The sequence below is a fragment of the Leucobacter sp. 7(1) genome (genome assembly GCF_900163635.1).
Taxonomy (GTDB): domain Bacteria; phylum Actinomycetota; class Actinomycetes; order Actinomycetales; family Microbacteriaceae; genus Leucobacter.
This window is the reverse complement of the sequence record NZ_FUID01000067.1, coordinates 16,980-38,948: the sequence shown is the minus strand read 5'-3', so window position 1 is coordinate 38,948 and position 21,969 is coordinate 16,980. Positions and strand designations below refer to the sequence as shown.

The window sequence follows — 21,969 nt, the reverse complement described above, 5'->3', positions numbered from 1 at the left end:
CTGAGGAGCACCCTCAGCATCCCTGGGAGTGCACCACAGTGCAAGCTCCGTGCACAAACGTGCAGAAAACGCCCGGGTGAGTGAGAATAGTGAGCGGGAGGTTGGGAATGGGTGCGATGAAACCGGAACACACGCTGCGTGCGGCGCAGCTGTATTACCAACACCACGTCACGATGGAGGGCATTGCCCGGGAGCTCCGGGTGTCACGGTCTACGGTGTCTCGCCTGCTCGCGTCCGCCCGGGAGACCGGGCTTGTGCAAATCTCGGTACGCTCGCCCCGCGAGATGGGCAGCAAACTTGAGAAGCGGATCGCGGAACAGTACGGAATCCGGGTCCACGTCGTGCCGATCCCGCCGGGTGCTTCGAGTTCCGAACGTCTCGAGCGGACCGCGCGTGCGGCCGCGCATCGACTTGCCTCCGCGGTGATCGATCACTCTAAGATCGGCGTGGCTTGGGGGACGACAATGAGCGCGGTGGCGCGCCATCTTCCGGTGAAGACCGTGCACGGCACAAGCGTGGTGCAGATGAATGGGGCCGCAAACGTGCAGAGCATGGGCGTGTCCTACACGGCCAAGCTACTGGGCGATTTCCACCGTGCGTTCTCCTCCGCCGTGTATGAGTTCCCGGTTCCGGCGATCTTTGACGACCCCGCGACGCGGGACGCGCTGTGGCGGGAGAGCTCGGTACGCGGCGTGCTCGGGCTCCAAGCATCGGTCGATATTTTTGCGTTTGGTCTGGGCTCACGCCTGGGGGAGCCGCGTTCGCATGTGTATTCAGGGAACTACTTCAACCAGCGGGATCTTGGCGAACTCCGCGCCGCGGACGTCGTGGGGGACTGCGCGACGGTGTTCTACCGCGCCGACGGCAGCACCGACGAGCTCCCGCTGAACGCGCGCACAAGTGGGCCCTCCTTCGAGACTGTGCGTCGGATCCCCCACCGCCTGTGCGTGGTGACGGGGGCGGCGAAGCAGCAGAGCCTGCGCGGCGCCCTCCAGAGTGGGATCATCACCGAGCTCGTGGTGGATGAAGAACTTGCGCGGCTCGTCAGCGAGTAAGTGCTGAGCCGGACGGGCCAGCAGCGAAGGCTAGCATGTGGGGTATGCACCTGAACGAATCCCGTGCCTGGAACCGGTTCTACGCGCCCGGCACACCCATCGATATTGAGCCCGTCACCGGCTCGCTCGTCGACCTGCTTGACGAGCGCTGCGAGCAATGGGCGGATCGCGACGCGATCAGCTTCTTTGGCCGCACCCTCACATATCGAGAGCTGGGCGACCGGGTGGCACGGGTTGCGCAGGGCCTCGCAGACCTGGGCGTCGGTGCCGGGGACCGCGTCGCGCTCATCATGCCCAACGCGCCTCAGCACGTTGTCGTGTTCTACGCGGTGCTCCGCCTCGGTGCTGTCGTTGTTGAGCACAACCCGCTGTACACGCAGAGCGAGCTTGAGACCCAGTTCCGTGACCACGGTGCGACGGTCGTCGTGGCCTGGAGCAACGTTGTCGATACCGTGCAGGCGCTCCCCGCGGACCTCGGCATCTCGACAGTTGTTTCTGTCGACGTGACGCGAGCAATGCCCTTCGCCACCCGCGTCGCCCTGCGGCTCCCGATCCAGAAGGCGCGAGAGTCTCGTGCGAAGCTCTGGTCGAAGACCACGGGCACGGTGCCGTTTGCGCAGCTGGAGCGGTCGCGACCGCTCCCCGGCGTGCACCCGCGGCCCGTGCGCGATGACGTCGCCTGCCTGCAGTACACCTCGGGCACGACGGGCACCCCGAAGGGGGCGATGATCTCGCACGGGAACCTCTGGGCAAACGCCCGTCAGGGCGCTGCGTGGATGCCTGATTTCACGCGGGGAGAGGGCAGCATCTATGGGTTGCTCCCCATGTTCCACTCCTTCGGAGTGTTGCTCTCGGTGATCTACTCCGTCGAAACCGGCTCGCGCGCGGTCCTGTTCCCCACCTTCGACCCTGAGCTTGTTTCGCAGGCCGCGAAGCGCTTCCCACCGACGTTTGTGCCCGCGGTGCCGCCGATGTTTGACCGGCTGGCGCGGGTAGCGCGAGACGGCAAACTCGACCTCAGTGGGGTCGTCTATGCGATCTCTGGCGCGATGACCCTGACTCCCGCGGTTGTGCAGCGCTGGGAGGCGCTCGCCGGAAGCATGCTGAACGAGGGCTATGGGCTGACCGAAACGAGCCCGGTTGCGCTTGCCAACCCCTTCTCGGATGCGCGGCGGATCGGTGCGATCGGGATTCCGTTCCCCTCCACCGACATTCGGGTCGTTGATCCTGAGAACCCCACGCAGCAGGTGGAGCTGGGCGAGGTTGGTGAACTGCTGATCGCCGGCCCGCAGGTGTTCCAGGGGTATTGGAACCGGCCAGAGGAATCCGCGGCCGCCATGGTCGACGAGCGCTGGCTGCGCACTGGGGACCTGGTGGTGCAGGACGAAGACGGTTTTGTGACCGTTGTGGATCGCAAGAAGGAACTGATCATCACTGGCGGCTTCAATGTGTCGCCGAGCGAGGTCGAGCGCGTCGTCAACAGTGTTGCCGGTGTCGCCGAGTCCGCGGTCGTCGGGGTGCCGCGTGGCGGCGGGGCCGAGGTTGTGACTGCCACGGTGATTATGGAACCTGGCGTGGAGTTCGATGAGGAGGCTGCCCGCGCCGCCGCTCGGGACCAGCTTGCCGAGTTCAAGCGCCCGAGTACCTACCTTGTGTGGGAAGAGTTGCCGAAGTCCCTGATCGGCAAGGTGTTGCGACGCAAAGTGCGGGACACGCTACTGGCCGATCGGCACGCAGTGCGCGCGCTTCCCGACGACGAGTAGCGAGCGGGGCTGCTCGCCCGGGCTACCGCCCCCGGAAGGCCCGGGCAAGCAGCCGATCCAGCACCACATAAAGGTAGCCGAATGCGACAAGCGCGACGGTGAGGCCCGCGATCCAGAGGGCTACCCCCGAGACCCCGTGCGTGGCGACGTCCAGGAACGGATACGGGTAGGTCTGGCCGGCGGAAAACTCGCCACCGAGACCGCCGTACACGATTGCGTACGCGAGGTAGGCATAAGGAATCAGTGCCCACAGCGGTGGATCGATCCAGCGCAGTTGCCCCTTCGGCACGAACAACAGCCAGTCGAGGATCAGCAGGACCGGCGTGATGATGTGGATCAGGTTGTCCGTCAGCGAGAACGGGACATAGTCGCCCTCCTGCTGGAAGGTCGCGGGCACGAGCACGATGAGGTACACGAGCATTGTCACGGTGATCGCCATCATCACCGCCCCGCTCCAGCGGGCTGATGGTGTGGAGGCGCCCCGGGGGCCCGCGGTGCCGAGGTCGCGGAGCGTCCGCACGATCAGCAGTGCCACCCACACGAGGCAGAGCAGGTTGCTGAGCACGGTGTAGTACCGGAGTGCGCCCCAGCTGGGCTCAGTGGTGAACGCCCCGGTGATGCGCACAATGCCGGTAAGGATCACCGCGAGCGTGATGATCCGAAAGCCGAGGGCGAGGAGCCGTGCGTTCAGCGCACCGCTCGCGAGCAGTCTGGTGGAGGCGGCTGGGGCTGGGGGCGCGTCTGTGCTCACCAGGACATTCCATCACGGCTCGCCCGCTTTGGGGTGATGGCGTCCCCGCGCGGCGCATGCCAACACCCCCGCCGCGAACGGCCACCCGATACACTGGATCGAAGTGCGCCGGCCCTCATTCCCGGCGCAACGTGCAGACTGATGGAGGTGGCGCAGATGACACGGGCCCGCCTGGACCAGCGCACGATCGTGGACGCCGTACTCGAGTTGGCGCGGCAGGAACCGCAAGCGCGGATCACATTTAAGCGACTGGGTGAGGCGCTCAGCGTCGACGCCACCGCGATGTACCGCCATTTCCGCAACAAGGACGAATTGACCCGCGCTGCCCTCGACAGGCTCGCGGCACTCGCGACCGAGGCGGCTCGGGCCACCGACGGCGACTGGCGCGCTCGACTTGAAGCGTTTGTGCGTCGCATGGCCGCGCTCAGCCTTGAGCACCCCGCGATCGGGGCGGAGTGGGCGATGGTCGATCCGGTGGGCCCCGGCGATGTTGCCTCGGACGAGTTCTTGCTCGAGATGTTGACAATCGCGGGCCTGTCCGGGGACGAACTGATTCGCGCCTATGCCGCGGTGTCGGGCTTCACGCTCGCGCAGAGCGCGGCGCTTGCGCAGGAAGCGCTGCTGCGCACAGACACCGCGCGAGACGGCACGATCCCGTGGATCAGTACCTTCGGTGCGGTGGATCTGAGCGGCTTCCCGCATGTCCGTGCGCATCGCGAGGCGCTCCTCACAATCGACGGGCTCACGGTCTACCAGGCCGGCATTGCGGCAATCCTCGATTCGATCGCGCGCACCGCGGACGCGGGCGTCGCCCGGTAGCAGGGGCCCTGCCCGGCACCCGGAGCGGTGCTGATGCGACAGCGGCCCCAGCGCGATGCGCTGAGGCCGGATTCGGGTTACTCGAAGATGTCGCCGAGAAAGTCGAAGGGGCTCTTCTTTTTGCGGTATCGGGGGTCGCCGTAGCGCGCATCGCCAGAGCGGCCATCGCGGTGGCGGTCATCATAGCCGCGTTGACCGTGACGGGGATCCGCGTAGGGCTGCTGCGGTGGCACCGGGGGCAGGTACTGCTGCTGGGGAGCGGCCTGCGGCGGCACCTGCTGCTGCGGCGGCGCGAACGCCTCGGCCTCGGCCTGGGCGCGTTCCAGCATCTTGTCGAGCTCGCCGCGGTCGAGCCAAATACCGCGGCACTGGGGGCAGTAATCGATCTCGATTCCCTGCCGCTCGCTCATGAGCAGGGTGGTTCCGTCACTGGGGCAGTTCATGTTACTCAGCGTAGAGCGCGGGGGCTCGTGGATGCGCCTGTGGGGACGGACTGGGGGTGCCTTCACAGCAAACGGCTCGGGCCGAGCGGAAGTTCCGCCCGGCCCGAGCCGTGTTGCCTCGTTGTCGTGTTTACAGCCCGGCACCGCTGGGGGAGGGCGTCGACGGATCGATCACGAGGTGCAGCAGCGCGGGGCCGTCGTGCGCGAGCAGCTCGGCGACAGTCTCCGCGATGCCGTCGTTCGATTCGAGGCGTGCGCCACGGCCGCCGAATGACTCCATCCACGCGGCGAAGTCGGGGTTCGCCATCCCGGTGCCGGAGGGGCGGCCCGGGTACCACCGCTCCTGGTGCTCGACGATGGTGGCGTACTTGCCGTTGTCGACGACAACGAACAGGGCTCGGCCGCCCTGGGCAACAAGCGTTGCCACCTCCTGGCCGTTCATGAGGAAGTCGCCGTCGCCGCAGACCGCGACCGCGTGGCGCTCCGGGAACACGAGCGCGGCGGCGACGGCGGCCGGCACGGCCATGCCCATCGCGCCGTTGCGGGATCCGACGAGGCTGTTGGGCACGTTGTGCGTCAGCTGGCGGTGACCCCAGATTGTCGCATTGCCAGCGCCGTAGGTGAGCACGCGCTCGTCGCCGAGCTGCTGTTCGAGCTCCGCGAACACGAGTTCCAGGTCCACGCCGGTCGTGACCGGGGCGTGCTCGGTGACCGCCGTGAAGCGTTCCTGGCTTGCGCGGAGCGCGGTCACGCGTTCGCCGGTGCGTTCGCCGCGGACGTCTCCGAGCTCCGCGAGCTCGGAGACGAAGCCGGCGGGGGTCGCCGTGATGAGCTGATCGACGCGGCCCGCGTGTTGCAGCAGCTGTGCGTCAGTGCTGATCAGCACTGTCTCAGTGTCGAGGCCAACGGTATAGCCCTCGCTCATCACGTCGCTGCGCACCGCACCGACGCCGATGAAGAGATCTGCCTCGCGCAGCGCGTCAACGATGCTGTCACGGCGGCCATAGCCCGGCCAGCCGATGTACGCGGCGTGGGTGTTCGGCACCGCGTCGTAGTTGCGCCAGTCGGCCGCGACCGGGATGTGGTTGGCGAGTGCCCAGTCCGCGAGCTCGCGTCCGGTCTCGCCCACGAAGCTGTCGCCGCCCACGAGCAGGAACGGCCGCTCGGCCGCGGCGATTCGGTCACGCAGCGCGGCGAGGTCGGTACGGCTCGGAGCCGGTGCGGCGATCGCGCGCGGGGCGGGTGCCGCCGCATCGGTGAGTTCGCGCAGCAGGTCCTCGGGGAGCCCGACGATCACGGGGCCGGGGCGACCGGACGCCGCCACGTGCATGGCCTCCGCGACGATTGCGCCGGCCTGATCCGCGTTCTCGATCGTGAGCACGCGCTTGGCAGTGGAGCCGAACCAGCTGTCGATGCTGAACTCCTGGAAGGACTCGCGACGGCGGTCCGCGATGGGGACGAGTCCGATGAAGCACACGAGCGGGGTGGCGTCCTGGTACGCGCAGTGCGCGGCGATGAAGAAGTTCGCGGCACCGGGGCCGCGGGTCACCATGGCGACCCCCGGGCGACCTGTCAGCCGCCCCTCGGCGAGTGCCATGAAGCCGACCCCGCCCTCCTGGCGGCAGACGACGTTCGTGATGGGGGAGTCGTGCAGCCCGTCGAGCACGTCGAGGAAGCTCTCGCCGGGCACCGAGTAGACGCGTTCGACGCCGTGGCTCGCGAGCGTCTCAACAATGAGGTGGCCGGCGGAGCGCGAGTAAGTCATCGTGGATTCCTCTCAAACGGGTGACGACCGTGCGCGGGCACAGGGGCACCCGGGGGTCCACTCCAGCTTGCCAGGTACATCTGCACAGTGCGCGGGGCATCCGACACCGAATCGGGTTAGTCTTTTGGGTATGTGCACATTCTGTGCCGGATCGGGGTGGTGACGGCAATGCCGGAAAATGGGACGTCGCCGCTGTCGAGTCGGCCATTCGCGGCCGATCAGGACCGCTGGCTCACGCTGCTGGACCTGCTCGATCTGGATCGTCTGGCGCGCGATTTTCTCGTGCGGCTCGAGGAGGTCGACGAGTACGCGGAGCGGCGCGTTTCGGGCGAGGAGCTTGCCGCAGCCGCGCGGGCGTCGTTTGCGGGCCTGATCGAGCGGATGCGCGTGGCCGACAGCACCAAAGCGCAGGCCGCTGCATTTGCGGTGGGCACCTCGCGCGCTCGCGCTGGGATCTCGCGTGCCGCGCTGATGACCGCGATCCGGCTCGACTATGTCGTGCTCTGGAACGCGCTCGTTGCGGTCGCCTCCGAGGACGACGCTCAGCTCCTGCTGCGTCACGCGGACTACGTGTGGCAGGTTGTCGACGAGTACGCGGGACACGCCCAGGACGGCTACCTGGCGGAGCGGGAGCTCCAGACCGACGAGCGGCAACTCTTGGAGCGCGCGCTCGTCTCCGAACTCGTAGATACCGAGGAGCGACCGCCGAGTGCGCGCACCGCGGAAATCGCTGTGGCGCTGGGGGTCCCCGCCCGCGCACACTGGGTGGTCCTCGCGGCGGAGGGCACCGAAGCGGTGGCGCTGCGGCAGACGCTCGCCGGAGATCCGAGAATGCGAGAGTCGCTGCTCTCCTCGTACCGGGGCGCGACGCTGTTGCTCCTCGTGACCGCAACTGCGTGGCACACGCGACCCGCGTTGCAGGCGCTGCGTGGCAGCGAGGTGGGCGCGGTCGTGACTGTTGAGGGGATCGATGAGGTCTGGGCGGGGGCCCGTCTCGCGTCCGAGCTCGCCGCGCTCCCCGCCCGCAATGGCGGCCGGCGCGGCTTTACTGACTGGCCGCGGCTCGTCCGCTCGCAGCTCACCGGCACCCACTTCGAACTTGTGCTCGACTTCGAGGCGAAGCTCGCGGAGTGCAGCTCGGCTGAACGGGAGGCGATCGAGGAATCGGTGCGCGCGTACCTGGAGACTGGCAGCGTGCAGGCCGCGGCGTCGCAGATGTTCTGCCACCGCAACACGATCACCAACCGGCTCCGCCGCTTCACGGAGCTGACGGGCATCGACGTGACGGTGCCCACCGAGGCGGCCAGCGTCGTCCTCGCCTGGGCGTAGTCGGGGATCGCGTGGGGGCCGCGGGCGCGTGTCCGCCCGCGGCCCCCACGCGATCGCGCTAGTTGACCAGCGTGTGCGGCTGCTCGCCGGCGAGCACTCGCGTCACGTTCTCGGCGGGCACCATGAAGTACTCGCGGAGCGTCGCGTCGCTGCGGAAGGCCGAGTGCGGCGTGACCTGCACGCGCGGGTGCGCCACAAACGGGTCGCCTGCGGGTGCAGGCTCTACGTCGAGCACGTCGAGGAACGCAGAGCGCACCTGGCCGTTGTCGAGCGCGGCGAGCAGCGCGGGGCTGTCGATCAGCTCACCGCGGGCCACGTTGATCACGACCGCACCCTGCGGCAGCTTCGCGAGGTTCTCCGCGTCGAGGAAACCGCGGGTCTCCTCGGTGAGCAGCGCGTGCAGGCTGAGCACGTTGGACTGCGCGAGCAGCTCGTCGGTGCTGTGTACGCGCTCGATCCCGTCCTCCCAGGCGTCTTCGGGAACAAACGGGTCGTAGGCGACGACGCGGTCGAAGAAGGGCAGTGCGCGCTCGGCAACCTTGCGGGCGATCCGGCCGAAGCTGAGCAGCCCGAGCGTCAGCTCGCTCACGCGCGGCGGCAGCGGCAGCGCGGAATAGTCCCACTCGCCCCCCTCGACCTGCTCGACGGACGCGCGGATCTCGCGGAGCAAGCCGAGCATGCCTGCGACGGCGTGCGTGGCAACTTCCTCGCTTGCCACGCTGGGCATGTTGCACACATCGATGCCAAGCTCGCGGGCAACGGCGACATCGATCTTGTTGAATCCGACGGAGGTCGTGGCGATCACTTTGAGCTGCGGAAGCGCGCGGAGAGTCGTCGCATCGAGTTCAATAAAGCTGGCAACGATGCCCTCGCAGTCTGGCGTCTTCGCCAGCAGTTCCGCCGGATCCAGCGTGTCGAGCAGGGTGACTTCGTGTCCCTGAGCTTCCAGATAGGCGATGGCCTCGTTCGGGTCGAGCGCCCCGCGATCGGTGATGGTGATCTGTGCCATTGCGGCTCCTCCTGCATTGAATCCGATGGCGAAAAGACTCGCCTCACGAAGCTTCGCACACCCCTCGATGTGCAAGTGCATACCGTTCGAGGCTGGGTCCACGTCACTTGCCTAGTGACCTGAGCGGGGCCGAAATGGCATTGTCATTGGAGCGAGCGCGACATGACCTATCGGCCCGGTCGCTCGAAGAAGAGCGGGCCACTCAACGAAAGAGGACGGAACTCGAATGAGCTCGACGTCAAACATCACGCAGGCGGAGCGGGAAACCGCGACCGTCAACGTGATTTCCCCCCGCGATGCGCGGCGCGCATCCTTTGGTGCCCTGGTCGGCAATGTGCTGGAGTGGTACGACTACTTCCTGTTCAACACCGCCGCAGCGCTCGTGTTCAACGTGCAGTACTTCGTCAGTGACAACGCCGCCGCCGCGTCGATGGCCGCGTTCGCGACGCTCGCCGTTGGCTTCCTGGTTCGCCCGCTTGGCGGCCTATTCTTCGGCTGGCTCGGCGACCGGATCGGCCGCAAGGCGGTCCTGATGATCACCGTTGTCGGCATTGGCGTCGCGACGGGCCTCATCGGCATCCTGCCGAACTACGTCACGATCGGCGTCTGGGCGCCGATCATCCTTGTGTTCCTGCGCCTCCTGCAGGGCCTGTTTATCGGTGGCGAATGGTCGGGTGCCATGACGCTCGCGGTAGAGAACGCGCCGCTGAAGATGCGTGCTCGCATGGCAGCGCTGCCGCAGCTGGGCTCTCCGATCGCCACGATCATGTCCTCGGGCGGGTTCTTCTTGCTCGCACTGTTCCTGAGCGCCGACAACTTCGACGCGTGGGGCTGGCGGATCCCGTTCTTGCTCGCGATCCCGTTGCTGCTCGTGGCGGTCTGGCTGCGCGCCAAGATGCACGAGTCACCCGTGTTCACGGAGATGAAGGAGAGCGGCGAGAACGAGAAGGCCCCGCTGAAGGTCGTCTTCGTGCAGGCGTGGCGCCAGCTGCTTGTCGGCATCGCCGCAGTCCTGCTCGGTACTGCCGGCTTCTACATCGTCACCACGTTTGTCATGAACTACGGCACGCGCGTGCTCGGCATCGAGCGTGACATGATCCTGATGGCCACCCTCATCGGTGCCGTGTTCCAGTTGCTCTCGGTGCTCCACGCTGGCCACCTGGGTCAGAAGTACGGGGCAACGCGCGTCATCATCGGTGCGGGCATCCTCACCACGATTGCCGCGTTCCCCTGCTTCATGCTGATCCAGACCACCCACCCCGTGCTCGTCACCATCGGCATCGTGATCTCGGTGTCACTGCTGACGTACTCGTTCGCGGCCGCCGGCTCCGTGCTGACGGGCTTGTTCCCCGCATCGGTGCGTCTCTCCGGCGTGGCCGTAGCCTTCAACGGTGCCAACGTGCTCGCCGGCCTGACGCCGCTGATCGCGACCGCGCTCGTGACTGCCTCGGGCGACTCGTGGGTGCCCGCGGCCATCATGCTCGTGATCTTCTCCCTGCTCAGCACCTTCGGTGCGATTCTCGCTCCGAAGCTCAGCCAGCAGTACGAGGGCTTCAAGCACTAGCGCAGAGCGTGCCGCGCGGGGGAAGCCGCGCGGCACGCCTCACCCTCGGGTGCGGTGGGACGGGGATGCACCCACCGCCGCACCCATTCGTGTTCACTCCTGGGAAAGGACGCCACCATGCAGCTCGACCTGATTGTGCGGGCCCGTGAGATCCTCACGCTTGATCCCGCCCGCCCCATCGCAACGGCGCTCGGCGTCATCGGCGAGCGCATTGTCGGCTTCGATGAGGAGATCGCGGGGGTGTCCGCGCTGCGCGAGCTTGACTTCGGCGCGGCCACGGTCACCCCGGGTCTGATTGACGCGCACTGCCACACGGCCTGGTGGGGCCTCGGTCTCGCGGCGATTGATCTGAGCCAGGCGCGCGGGCTCGACGAGCTCTACGCGATGGTCGCGGCCGAGGCGGCGCGACTGGACGCTGCGGGAGATCCGCGCGCCTGGCTGCACGGCACCGGGTTCAATCAATCGCACCACGGCGGTGCGTTCCCTGACATCGCGCGGCTCGACGAGCTGACCGGAGAGCGGCCGCTGTACCTGCGCCATACCTCGGGGCACGCGTCGATCACGAACACCGCGACGCTGCGTCTCGTGGGAGCCCTGGAAACCGGTTTTGAGAACCCCACGGGCGGGGTCGTTGTCCGCGACGCCGCTGGGGATCCGACCGGCCTTGTCGAAGAAGCCGCGCAGGGTCTGGTGCAGGCACTGCTCTTGCCGTATGCGACTGACGCGCTTGTCGCCGCCCTCGACGCCGCCACACAGCGGTACGCGGCCGAAGGGATCACAAGCTTCACGGAGGCAGGTGTCGGCGGTGGTTGGATCGGACACAGCCCCGTTGAGGTCGCTGCGTATCAGGCGGCGGCCGAACAGGGACGGCTGCACGCCCGCGCCCAGCTGATGCCGGCGCTCGACGCCCTGCGACCGCTGTCCGGCCACGCGGGTGACTTTCACGGCACCGCCGCGGGGGCCGGCCTTGACCTTGGGATCCGCGCCGGTTTTGGCGACGACCGGGTGCGCTTCGGCCACGTCAAGGTCTTTTTGGACGGGTCGCTCCTCGGTGCCACGGCAGCAGTCACCGAGGACTACTGTGGCCACGAGCACAACACCGGCTACCTCCTTGACGAGCCCGCCGTGTACCGCGAGCGCGCGCTCGCTGCCTATCGAGCTGGCTGGCCGCTCGCGCTGCACGCCATTGGCGACGCCGCCATTGACCTCGCGCTCGATCTGATTTCTGAGGCGCAGGAGCGCTACGGGGTGCTCGACGTGCCCTGCCGCATCGAGCACTTCGGCATCGCGCGCCCCGATCAGCTCACCCGGGCCGGGGCGCTTGGGATCGCGGTCACCCCGCAGGCCGGCTTCATCGGTCCCATCGGGGATCAGATGGCGGATCGCGTCGGGCCGGAGCGTGCCTCCTGGCTGTACCGTGGCCGCTCGGTGATTGATGCGGGGATCCTGCTCACCGGATCCTCAGATCTTCCCGTCGCTGACAACAACCTGCGCCGTGGCATGCAGTCCGCGGTGGATCGGCTGACCGATTCCGGTGCCGTGCTTGGCCCGGAGGAAGCGATCACACCCGAAGAAGCGCTGCGCACCCACACGGTGTGGGCGGCGCAGGCAACAGGACAGCTCGCGAGCCGCGGCACCCTGGAGCGCGGCAAGCTCGCCGATCTGACAGTGTTCTCCGACTCGCCGCTGACTGCGCCGAGCATCGCCGGGCTCGACATCGTCGCCACACTCCTCGGTGGCACACTGAGCTACGACAGCCGCGGGTAGCCGTTCGGGTCGCGGCCCGGCCCGCAGTCCACCGCATCGGACACCTCAGTTTTCCCCACGAAAGGATTCACCATGACCGACCCCCTTGGAGCTCCGAACGACGACGCGTTCCTCGCGGATTGGGCCACCCACTCCGCGTTTGGGGCAGTTGCCGGCACACACGGCGTCGACCGCCAGGCCGCCAGCGCGGCCGATGGCGAGCAACGGAAGTGGTTCGCCAAGCTGCTGGAATCCCGTGGCTTCACCGTGCATCACGACGAGATCGGCAACCAGTTCGGGCTGCTGGAACTCGTCCCCGGTGCGCCCTACGTGCTGACCGGCTCGCACATGGACTCGCAGCCAACGGCGGGCCGCTTTGACGGTGCCTACGGGGTTATGGCGTCGGCGTACGCCTGCTTCCGGACTGCCGAGGAACTGCGCGCCAACCCCGCGAGGGCTCAGCACAACCTCGCTGTAGTCAACTGGTTCAACGAGGAGGGCTCGCGCTTCAAGCCCTCGATGATGGGCAGCTCGGTATTCACCGGCAAGCTTGCGCTCGAGTCCGCGCTTGCCACGCCGGATCCGCGCGGCACGACCGTCGCCGAGGCGCTGGGCGCGATCGACGAGCTGGGTGCCGGACCCGTGTTCGGTGCGGGCACCGACCGCAGCGTCGCTTCCTACGCGGAGATCCACGTCCAGCAGGGACGCAGCATGGAAGAGGACGGCGTGACGATCGGCCTCGTGAACGCCACCTGGGCGGCCCACAAGTTCGAGTTCCGGGTGCACGGCGCCCAGGCTCACAGCGGTGCCGCCCTTATGGCGGATCGCAAGGACGCGCTGCTCGGGGCCGCGCGGCTCGTTGTCGCTGCGCGCGAACTCGTGGACAAGTTCGACGAGGGCCTGCTGCACACCGCGTGCGGCGAGCTGAACGTGTACCCGAACTCCCCGGTTGTGGTCGCGAGCGAGGTTGAGCTGCTGCTCGACCTGCGCTCGCCGTCGGCCGAGGTGATCGCCGCCGCACACGCCTCGCTTATGGAGACCGTGGCCCGCGTGGAGCGCGAGGACCGCGTGACGATCGAGGTGATTGCCGAGCACGCCTGGGATCAGAACCCCTACCCGGAGGCCGGCGTGGAGCTCGCACGCGAGGTCGCGGAGGGGCTCGGGCTCAGCTCGGCCCGTGTGATGACCGTCGCGGGGCACGACTCGACAAATATGAAGGACGAGGTGCCCACGGTCATGCTGTTCGTGCCGAGCGTCGACGGGGTCTCACACAACCTCGACGAATACACGCGCGATGCGGACTTGCTCGCGGGCATCGCACACCTGACGGGCGTCGTGACGCGCCTTGCAGGCGGCGCGCTTACGGCGTAGGCGGTTCGGCCCAGCCGAACACGAGGGCGGGATGGGTGACGCGCCACCACAGATCCGGTTCCCGGATCGTGGTGGCGGTCACCACCGGCACTTCGATGTCGCCCGTGGGAGCGGTGAGCCGGATCGTTCCCGCGGGCTGTCCCTCGGGACCCTCCGTGATGGGCGTGAGCTCCACCGTGCGCGCGGCCTGTTCGCCCGGGAAGAGTACGGTGCTCGCGCTGCCGTTGGCAACGAGCTCGATCGTGTGGCCGTCGACGGTGACCGCCGTGCCGACAAGATCCTGGGGGAGGACAAGCGGGAGGGGTTGCGCCGCACCGTCCATCCCGGTGAGGAGGGCGCTCGTGTGCCGGGCCCGCTCGCTGCCCGAGTCCCGGCCGAGGACCGCCGCGATCTTCACCGCGGGACGGCCCGAAGCGCTCGATTCTTGCGCGGCGACGAGGTTATAGCCCGCCACGCTTGAGCGGCCGGTCTTGAGGCCGATGGTGCCGGGGAGCTGGGTGAGTAGTGGGTTGGTGTTCTTCACCGTGCCGATGTCCCAGGGGAGTTCGGCGCTGGGCATTCGGGTGAACTCGGCCAGGGTGGGGTTCGCGAGCGCGAACCGGCCGATCCGAACCACGTCCGCGGCGCTCGCAACGTTCGCCTCGTCCATGCCTGTCGGTTCGGCGAGCGATAGCGTGGCAAGGCCGTGACGCTCAGCCCACTCGGACACGGCTGCCGCAAACGCCGCGTCGTCCCCGATCGTCATCGCCGCGTAAGCTGCGGCGAAGTCGTTCGCGGAGGGCAAGAGCGCGAGTGTGAGCATCTGTCGCGTGGTGACCTCGGTGCCGACCGGGATCGGGAACGCGATCCCGTCATCCGCGAGATACGCCTGCTGCCGGGCGGCGTCGGCCGCCGTCCAGACGTGCGCGGGCCCGTCTTCACCCTGTGCGAGCGGGGCCCGCTCCAGGCCAATCAGCACGGTGACGAGCTTCGAGATGCTCGCGATCGGTCGCGGCGACTCGTCGGTGCTCCACACGGCCTCGCCGTCTTGCCAGCCCACCGCGGCCGGGCCGGTCTGGGCCGCTACGAGGTCCGCGACGGTTGACGTGGCAAGTTCAGCGCTCGCGGTGGCGGCCTCGTCCCACTCGGCGGTGTCGGTCGCGGCGGTGCGGGGGGCAGGAAGCGGTGTGAGCGCGCACGCGGCGGTGTAGCCGCCTGCGCCGAGGAGGATCGCACCGGCAACGCTGCCCGCAATCCAGGGGCCGTGTCGCCGCGATGGCGCGGTCGGGGCAGAAGCGTCGCGGTGCATTGTTTCAGCCTAATCGGCGGCGGTGTGTTGGACCTGACGGGGGCCATGCTGAACGGATAGTGCGCGCCGCCATGCACAGCGCTTGGCGAGAGAACTGTGCCAGATGCCGCTCGGCTGTGCGCGTGGAGCCTGTCAGGATTGCCGTAACACAGTTGCGCCGTCTCGAGCGGCGCGCCTGCCGCGCTCAGCGTGCACCCACAGTGTGCCGCGCGGATCCGGATTCCCGAGGAGGCTCACCTTGACCGCATTGATCGCTGGCTACGCCCGCACTCCGTTCACCCGCTTCACCGGCCAGCTTGCCGCGCAGCCCGCGACCGTGCTCGGCGCCCACGCCGCGCGCGCGGCCCTGGAGCGTGCCGGGGTCAGCCCCGAGCAGGTGGACTCGGTTGTCGTGGGACAGGTGCTCCAGGCCGGGGCCGGGCAGAACCCGGCGCGACAGACTGCGGTCGGCGCGGGGATCCCGCTCACCACCCCCGCAATCACGCTGAACGCTGTGTGCCTCTCCGGGGCCGAAGCCGTGACCCACGCGGTCCGGTTGATCGCTGCAGGCGAGGCCGAGATTGTGCTCGCCGTGGGGCAGGAGTCGATGTCTCTCGCACCGCACGTGATGCCCCTGCGCGCCGGCACGAAGTACGGTACGGCCCAGCTCGTCGACACTGTTGAGCGTGACGGTCTCTCTGACGCATTCGACCAGGTCGCGATGGGTGCGCTGACCGAGACCGGCAATGGCGTGCTCGGTCTCGGCCGCGAGGCGCAAGACGCGTTCGCCGCGGCTTCGCACCAGCGCGCCGCAGCCTCCGCAGAGTTCCTCGCGGAGGAGATCGCTCCCTTCACGGTGACGTCCCGCCGTGGCGACACCGTCGTGAGCTCGGACGACGGCGTGCGCGCCGACACCACCGCCGAGGGTCTTGCGAAGCTGCGGCCGTCCTTCGCCGCCGACGGCACCATCACCGCGGGCAACGCCTCGCAGATCACCGACGGCGCGGCCGCGCTTGTGCTCGTGAGCGCCGCCGCGGCCGAGCGCCTCGGCCTGCAGCCCATCGCCCAGGTCGAGGCGACCGCCTTTGTCGCGGGCCCGGACACCCACCTGCACTCGCAGCCCGCCCGCGCGATCGCCGCGGCCCTCGCGAAGACCGAGGGAATCGCCGCCGCGGACCTCGCCGCCGTCGAGATCAACGAGGCCTTCGCTTCGGTCGGCCTGCAGTCGACGCACGAGCTCGAGCTGGATCCCGCGATCGTCAACCCGCACGGCGGCGCGATTGCCCTCGGTCACCCGATCGGGGCCTCCGGTGCGCGCATCGTGGGCACGCTGGCCCGTCAGCTCGCGGCGGCCGGATCCGGCACCGTTGGCGCGGCAGGGATCTGCGGCGGTGGCGGCCAGGGTTCGGCCCTGGTGCTCCGCGCACTCTAGTTTTTCCAGCTGGGGGCCGGGCCGGGGTGGGGCCGGCCCCCTCTTTCGCGCTAGCCTTCCCGCGACGCGGCCATCACCGCGGCGGCGACCGCGGGAGCCACGCGCGGGTCGAGCGCACTCGGCACGATGTGATCCGGTGCCAGATCCGGCGCAGCCAGCTCAGCGATCGCGTGTGCGGCCGCGAGCTTCATCGCGAGCGTGATCCGGCGCGCATCCGCGTCAAGCGCACCCCGGAAGATCCCGGGGAACGCGAGCACGTTGTTGATCTGATTCGGGTAATCGCTCCGCCCCGTCGCGACGACGGTCGCGTGGCGACGAGCCACGTCGGGGGCGATCTCCGGGTCGGGGTTCGAGAGCGCGAAAATGATGGCGTCGGAGGTCATATGTGCGGCGTGCGCTTCAGGAAGTGACGACGAGGACACCCCGACGAACACGTCCGCGCCCGCGAGGGCCTCGGCGGTGCCGCCCGCGACGGACCGCGGGTTGGTGCGGAGGGCGAGGTCGTGTTTCACGCCACTGAGATCTTCCCGTCCGGTGTGCAGAGTGCCGCGGGAATCGAGGATCACGATGTCCGGAACCTGCAGCGCAAGCAGCATCTCAGCCACCGCGACGCCCGCGGCCCCCGCTCCGGAAATCACCACGCGAAGTTCCGTGAGTTCCTTCGCCACCACCCGGGTCGCGCCGAGCAGAGCCGCTGCGACAACGACGGCGGTCCCGTGCTGGTCGTCGTGCATGACGGGCATGTCGAGCGCCTCGATCAGGCGACGCTCCAGCTCAAAGCAGCGTGGGGCAGACACATCCTCGAGATTGACGGCCCCGAAGCTCGGGGCGATGCGCACAAGCGTCTCGACGATCTCGTCAGTGTCCGTGGTGTCGAGCACGATCGGGATCGAGTTCAGCCCCGCGAATGTCTTGAAGAGCGCGGACTTTCCCTCCATCACGGGAAGGGACGCGCTCGCGCCAATGTCACCGAGACCCAAAACAGCTGTGCCGTCGGATACAACGGCGACGAGGCGGGAGGCCCACGTGTGGGTGTCGGCGAGTGCCGGATCGGCGGCAATGCCGCGGCTCACCTGGGCAACGCCCGGCGTGTACACGATCGACAGGTCGCGGCTCGTGTGGATCGGACGCGTCACGTCGATCGCGAGTTTGCCGCCCGCGTGCGCGGCGAAGATCTCTTCATCGGTGATCGGCTGTGCGCCGGCGGATTGTTGGGCAGCAGTGGTCGGCTGGGCGGCTGCGGCTGCGGCCGGGATTGGGGTCTGGGACACGGTCAGTCTCACTCTCAGTTGGGGCCCCGGGCCACGTTGCTCGGTAGGTGCGCGGCTCGACCTGCGACGGTGCAGCGCGAGGGGCGGGGCGTGGAATGGCCGTGACGGCACATAGCGGCGAACGGCCGCCGGATCCGGCGCACAATTCCCTGGCTCTGAGAAGTTCGCAGCGGGGGTCGTGCTGGGCGCCGGAGGCGGGTTGGTCACGGGACCGCACCCGGGCTTCGGTGCACTCAGAATTCCCGCTATTCTGCGGAGCCTGCCCCCAGGAAGTCAAGCTTTTCCGGATCAGTAGCTGAGAATGCCCGCATCGGTATGGTTGGTGACCAGGGGTTTTCCTGTGGTTAGCGCGCGGGCTTAGTCGCGGGGTCGGCGCTCGAACACCATCCGCCCGCGTCCCAGCTGTAGCCCGAGCAGCACTTGCACGAGCACCGCTCCGACCGCGAACCAGAGCGGGGCACCCCAGCCGCCCGAGAGGGAGCGCAGCCAGCCGAACGCGAGAGGCCCCGCCGCGGCAATGAGATAGCCCACGGACTGCGCCATGCCGGAGAGCGCACTCGCGGTCTCTTGTTCCCGGGCACGCACCGCCATGAAGAGGAGCGACATGCTCAGCAGCGCACCCGAGCAGAAACCGCTGAGCAGGATCCAGTGCAGCGCTGGCCCGTCGGCAAGCACGATCCCGACAAACGCGGCCCCCCACACGGCAGGGAGGATCGCGGGCATCCAGCGGCGCATCCGGCCCCGGTAGATCAGGGGGAGCGCGAGCGATCCCACGATGCCGACGACCTGCATGAACATGACATCGAGTCCGGCGGCGATGTCGGAGCTCCCGGCGTCGGTCCGGATCGGCGCGAGCCAGGTTGCGGAGGTGTAGAACATCATGGACTGCATGCCCATGAAGCCGGCGATTGACCAGGCAACCGGGTCACCCCAGACCCGGTTCCCGATTCCGGGGACCCGGTTTCGCGGTGCCGTGGTGGGGATGTCCGTCGTGCCAGTGGTGGGGTTCGGGTGCGGCCCCGAGGCGGTCGCACTGACGGTGATTCGCCCGGTGTGCGGCGAGCCGCCGCGCCAACGATTGGCCACGAGCCACGCGACGAGTGCACACGGGATCACCACACCGGTCGCGAGCAGCGCGCCGCGCCAGCCGAGTGGATCGCCCGCGATCACCAGCTGCGACACCGGCACGACGAGGCCGGCCGACACGGCACCAAACGTCCCGAGGATGCCCGTATAGAGTCCCATCACCAGGGGAATCCGGGAGGGGAAGTCACGTCGAATCACGGCGGGGATCAGGACGTTCCCAATCGCGAGCGCCGCCCCGATGAACGCGGTCCCGAGCCAGAGGTGAGCAGGACTCCCGGGGAGGGAGCGCCAGACGGTGCCGACGGCGAGAGCCACGAGCGACCACGTTACGACGCGGGAGATCCCGAACCGCATGCTCAGTCCGTGGGCCAAAGGAGAAACAGCGGCCCACGCGAGCAGCGGCACCGATGCGAGCCCGCCGAGGGTCGCGGCGGCGACGCCCTGGTCGGCGGCGATCTGCTCGATCAGGGGCCCGAGGCCGGTGATCGTCATGCGCAGATTGATCGCGACGAGGCAGATGGCGAGGAGCAGTGGCCCCCAGAGGCGTTCGGGCTGTCGAGGGGTGTGCACGATTCGGACCTTACCGGAGATTTGGGCGTGGCGGGGGGCGGCAATCCATGCTAGATTTCGATCAACGAATATGCTTTCGCTTAGCGAAATAGCGGATGAGGTGAAGGAGCCCAAATGATCGATAAGACCGTGCAGTCTCCGGGGGAGGCCGTCGCCGGAATTCCCGACGGAGCCACCGTGATGATCGGGGGCTTCGGTCGCGCGGGACAGCCCGTCGAGCTCATCAATGCGTTGATCGAGCAGGGCGCGAGCGATCTCACAATTGTGAACAACAACGCGGGTAACGGTGACGTGGGCCTCGCGGCTCTGCTCGCGAAGCGTCGCGTCCGCAAGATCATCTGCTCCTTTCCGCGGCAGAGCGACTCATGGGTGTTCGACGGTCTCTACCGCGAAGGTGCCATTGAGCTCGAACTCGTGCCACAGGGCAACCTTGCCGAACGGATCCGAGCCGCCGGTGCCGGCATCGGCGCGTTCTTCACGCCGACCGGGGTGGGGACCGAGCTTGCAGCGGGCAAGGAAACCCGGGAGATTGACGGGCGAGTGTACGCTCTGGAGTACCCGATCAGGGCTGACTTCGCGTTGATCAGCGCCCGTGCGGCCGACCGCTGGGGCAACCTCGTGTACCGGGAGACCGCTCGCAACTTCGGGCCGATCATGGCAACGGCCGCATCGACCACGATCGTGCAGGTCGACGAGATCGTGGAGCTGGGAGCTCTCGACCCCGAAGCGGTAGTGACACCAGGCATCTTTGTCGACCGTGCGGTTGCGGTCGGGGAACGGCGGTGGTTGCGGGACGGCGCGTTTGTCGGAGGCGTCGACCTCGAGGGGAACGCACTTGCGGGCGCGGCAGGAATGAACCACACGGAAGCGGGCGCACGATGAGCGGGATCAGTAGACAGGAACTCGCGGCACGCATCGCCGCCGACATCCCGGAGGGCGCGATCGTGAATCTCGGGATCGGAGCACCGACGCTCGTCGCCAACTACCTGCTTCCCGAGCAGGAAGTGGTCCTGCACACCGAGAACGGCATGCTCGGCATGGGTCCCGCGCCAACGGCCAATCGCGTGGACCCGGATCTGATCAACGCCGGTAAGCAGGCCGTGACCGCGGTCACCGGGGCCGCGTATTTCCATCACGCCGATTCTTTCGCGATGATGCGAGGCGGGCACCTTGACGTGTGCGTGCTGGGTGCCTTCCAGGTCGCGGAAAACGGTGACCTCGCAAACTGGTCGACCGGGGCACCGGGCGCGATCCCAGCCGTTGGCGGCGCGATGGATCTCGCCATCGGTGCGCGCGACGTCTACGTAATGACAGACCTCCTGACCAAGCAAGGGGAATCGAAGCTCGTGGCCGCGTGTAGCTACCCACTCACGGGCGCCGGATGCGTGTCCCGCGTCTACACAGACCGCGCGGTGTTTGACGTAGTCCCGGGCGGATTCGCCGTGCGGGAACTGCTCGGCACGAGCACACTCGCAGAACTCCGCGAGCTCACCGGACTTGATCTGCAGGACGCGACCGAGGGGAACCAGAATTGACTGCCACCTATATCTATGACGCCGTGCGTACCCCGTTCGGGCGGGCCGGCGGGGCGCTCGCCGGCGTCCGGCCTGACGATCTCGCCGCAACGGTGATGCGGGGTATCGTGGAGCGCTCGGCGCTTGATCCAGCGCGGATCGGCGACGTCATCTTCGGCGATGCCAACCAGGCCGGGGAGGACAACCGCAACGTGGCGCGGTTCGGGGCCTTGCTTGCGGGATTCCCCACGAGCGTGACCGGGGTAACCGTCAATCGACTCTGTGCCTCTTCCGTGGAAGCGGTGATCCAGGGTGCGCGTGCCATCGAATCCGGCGACGCCGAGGTGATTCTCGCGGGGGGCGTTGAATCGATGAGCCGTGCCCCGTATGTTGTCGAGAAATCGGGCAAACCGTGGCCAGCGGTGGGCAATCAGACTCTGTGGAACACGGCGATCGGATGGCGCATGGTCAATCCCGCGCTTGCCACGCACTGGACAATCTCGAACGGGCAGGCCGCGGAGCAGACGGCCCGTGAGTGGGGGATCACGCGCGACGCGCAGGACGCGTTTACGGTCCGCTCGCACCAGCGTGCCGCGGACGCGTGGGCGGCCGGCCACTACGACGCCGAGATCGTCCAGGTGCCCGGCGCGGAGCTCGCGCGCGACGAGGGGATTCGCGAGGGGTCCTCGGTCGCGAAGCTTGCTGCGTTGAAACCACTCTTCGCTGTCGACGGCACAGTGACCGCGGCAAATTCTTCAGGTATCAATGACGGGGCCTCGGCTGTGCTGCTCGCCGGAGAGGGCGTGCTCGAGGGGGTGCCGCTCGCCCGGGTTGCGGGCCGCGCAGCGCACGGCGTGGACCCCGACGCGTTCCCGACCGCCCCGATTGAGGCCGCGAACCGGGCGCTCGCGCGAGCCGGAAAGACCTGGGCCGATGTTGATCTCGTGGAACTCAATGAGGCGTTCGCGTCCCAGGCTCTGGCGTGTCTCGCCGGCTGGCCCGATCTGGATCCCGCGAAGCTCAACGTGCACGGCGGGGCGCTCGCGATCGGGCACCCGCTCGGGGCCTCGGGTGGGCGGATTATTGGCCATGCCGCGCACGAACTCAGGCGCCGCGGCGGCGGGGTCGCGGTGGTGGCGATCTGCATCGGTGTCGGGCAGGGTCTCGCGCTTGTCCTGGAGGCATGACCGAGTTTCGCGCCGCCACGGGGATAA

The 21,969-nt window shown here is 68.2% G+C and carries 18 protein-coding genes; 11 read left to right on the top strand and 7 right to left on the bottom strand.

The window, feature by feature from the left end:
* Window positions 1-116 precede the first annotated feature (116 nt).
* Window positions 117-1,055 (top strand): sugar-binding transcriptional regulator, encoded by a 939-nt coding sequence (locus tag FM113_RS12975; protein WP_254909006.1) that lies wholly within the window; start codon window positions 117-119, stop codon window positions 1,053-1,055.
* A 44-nt stretch (window positions 1,056-1,099) separates the two neighbouring features.
* On the top strand, window positions 1,100-2,818 hold the full coding sequence (locus FM113_RS12970) for an AMP-binding protein (RefSeq protein ID WP_087015255.1): 1,719 nt from the start codon (window positions 1,100-1,102) through the stop codon (window positions 2,816-2,818).
* A 22-nt stretch (window positions 2,819-2,840) separates the two neighbouring features.
* Here FM113_RS12970 and FM113_RS12965 read toward each other — a convergent pair whose 3' ends face one another.
* Window positions 2,841-3,569: a Pr6Pr family membrane protein gene (locus FM113_RS12965; RefSeq protein ID WP_254909005.1), complete on the bottom strand. Its 729-nt coding sequence runs from the start codon at window positions 3,567-3,569 to the stop codon at window positions 2,841-2,843.
* A 156-nt stretch (window positions 3,570-3,725) separates the two neighbouring features.
* On the opposite strand from FM113_RS12965, the gene FM113_RS12960 reads away from it, so the two are divergent.
* Window positions 3,726-4,388, top strand: coding sequence for a TetR/AcrR family transcriptional regulator (locus FM113_RS12960; protein WP_087015236.1), 663 nt, complete (start codon window positions 3,726-3,728; stop codon window positions 4,386-4,388).
* A gap of 77 nt (window positions 4,389-4,465) precedes the next feature.
* Here the strand turns inward: FM113_RS12960 and FM113_RS12955 are convergent, their stop codons facing one another.
* Window positions 4,466-4,831 carry a zf-TFIIB domain-containing protein gene (locus FM113_RS12955; protein WP_087015235.1) on the bottom strand — a complete coding sequence of 122 codons (366 nt, stop codon included), beginning with the start codon at window positions 4,829-4,831 and terminating at the stop codon, window positions 4,466-4,468.
* Window positions 4,832-4,961: 130 nt separating this feature from the next.
* Entirely contained in the window at window positions 4,962-6,596 is a 1,635-nt protein-coding gene (locus FM113_RS12950) for a thiamine pyrophosphate-dependent enzyme (protein ID WP_087015234.1), read from the bottom strand.
* Between the two features lie 168 nt (window positions 6,597-6,764).
* On the opposite strand from FM113_RS12950, the gene FM113_RS12945 reads away from it, so the two are divergent.
* A complete protein-coding gene (locus FM113_RS12945) occupies window positions 6,765-7,925 on the top strand; it encodes a helix-turn-helix domain-containing protein (RefSeq protein ID WP_176387225.1) in 1,161 nt (386 codons plus the stop codon).
* 58 nt (window positions 7,926-7,983) lie between these two features.
* Here the strand turns inward: FM113_RS12945 and FM113_RS12940 are convergent, their stop codons facing one another.
* On the bottom strand, window positions 7,984-8,934 hold the full coding sequence (locus tag FM113_RS12940) for a C-terminal binding protein (protein WP_176387224.1): 951 nt from the start codon (window positions 8,932-8,934) through the stop codon (window positions 7,984-7,986).
* A gap of 226 nt (window positions 8,935-9,160) precedes the next feature.
* Here FM113_RS12940 and FM113_RS12935 point away from each other — a divergent pair, with 226 nt between their 5' ends.
* From FM113_RS12935 to FM113_RS12925, 3 genes are all read left to right on the top strand, one after another.
* Window positions 9,161-10,498, top strand: coding sequence for an MFS transporter (locus tag FM113_RS12935; protein ID WP_087015231.1), 1,338 nt, complete (start codon window positions 9,161-9,163; stop codon window positions 10,496-10,498).
* Between the two features lie 117 nt (window positions 10,499-10,615).
* Complete coding sequence (locus tag FM113_RS12930) at window positions 10,616-12,265, top strand: amidohydrolase (RefSeq protein WP_087015230.1); 1,650 nt, start codon at window positions 10,616-10,618, stop codon at window positions 12,263-12,265.
* Between the two features lie 72 nt (window positions 12,266-12,337).
* Entirely contained in the window at window positions 12,338-13,615 is a 1,278-nt protein-coding gene (locus tag FM113_RS12925) for a M20 family metallo-hydrolase (RefSeq protein WP_087015229.1), read from the top strand.
* Here the strand turns inward: FM113_RS12925 and FM113_RS12920 are convergent.
* A complete protein-coding gene (locus FM113_RS12920; RefSeq protein ID WP_087015228.1) occupies window positions 13,605-14,903 on the bottom strand; it encodes a D-alanyl-D-alanine carboxypeptidase family protein in 1,299 nt (432 codons plus the stop codon). The genes FM113_RS12925 and FM113_RS12920 overlap by 11 nt on opposite strands.
* 238 nt (window positions 14,904-15,141) lie before the next feature.
* On the opposite strand from FM113_RS12920, the gene FM113_RS12915 reads away from it, so the two are divergent.
* Entirely contained in the window at window positions 15,142-16,314 is a 1,173-nt protein-coding gene (locus FM113_RS12915; RefSeq protein ID WP_254909004.1) for an acetyl-CoA C-acyltransferase, read from the top strand.
* Window positions 16,315-16,364: 50 nt separating this feature from the next.
* On the opposite strand, the gene FM113_RS12910 is transcribed toward FM113_RS12915, so the two are convergent.
* Window positions 16,365-17,504, bottom strand: coding sequence for an NADP-dependent malic enzyme (locus tag FM113_RS12910; RefSeq protein WP_254909007.1), 1,140 nt, complete (start codon window positions 17,502-17,504; stop codon window positions 16,365-16,367).
* A gap of 438 nt (window positions 17,505-17,942) precedes the next feature.
* Window positions 17,943-19,241 carry an MFS transporter gene (locus FM113_RS12905; RefSeq protein WP_254909003.1) on the bottom strand — a complete coding sequence of 433 codons (1,299 nt, stop codon included), beginning with the start codon at window positions 19,239-19,241 and terminating at the stop codon, window positions 17,943-17,945.
* A 114-nt stretch (window positions 19,242-19,355) separates the two neighbouring features.
* On the opposite strand from FM113_RS12905, the gene FM113_RS12900 reads away from it, so the two are divergent.
* The 3 genes from FM113_RS12900 to FM113_RS12890 are packed head-to-tail and all read left to right on the top strand — an operon-like array spanning window position 19,356 to window position 21,942.
* Window positions 19,356-20,123 (top strand): 3-oxoacid CoA-transferase subunit A, encoded by a 768-nt coding sequence (locus FM113_RS12900; protein ID WP_087015226.1) that lies wholly within the window; start codon window positions 19,356-19,358, stop codon window positions 20,121-20,123.
* A complete protein-coding gene (locus FM113_RS12895) occupies window positions 20,120-20,776 on the top strand; it encodes a 3-oxoacid CoA-transferase subunit B (RefSeq protein ID WP_087015225.1) in 657 nt (218 codons plus the stop codon). Before FM113_RS12900 ends, FM113_RS12895 begins: the two co-directional genes overlap by 4 nt.
* The gene (locus tag FM113_RS12890; RefSeq protein ID WP_087015224.1) at window positions 20,773-21,942 is read left to right on the top strand and encodes a thiolase family protein; all 1,170 of its coding nucleotides are present in this window, start codon (window positions 20,773-20,775) and stop codon (window positions 21,940-21,942) included. Before FM113_RS12895 ends, FM113_RS12890 begins: the two co-directional genes overlap by 4 nt.
* Window positions 21,943-21,969: the final 27 nt, after the last annotated feature.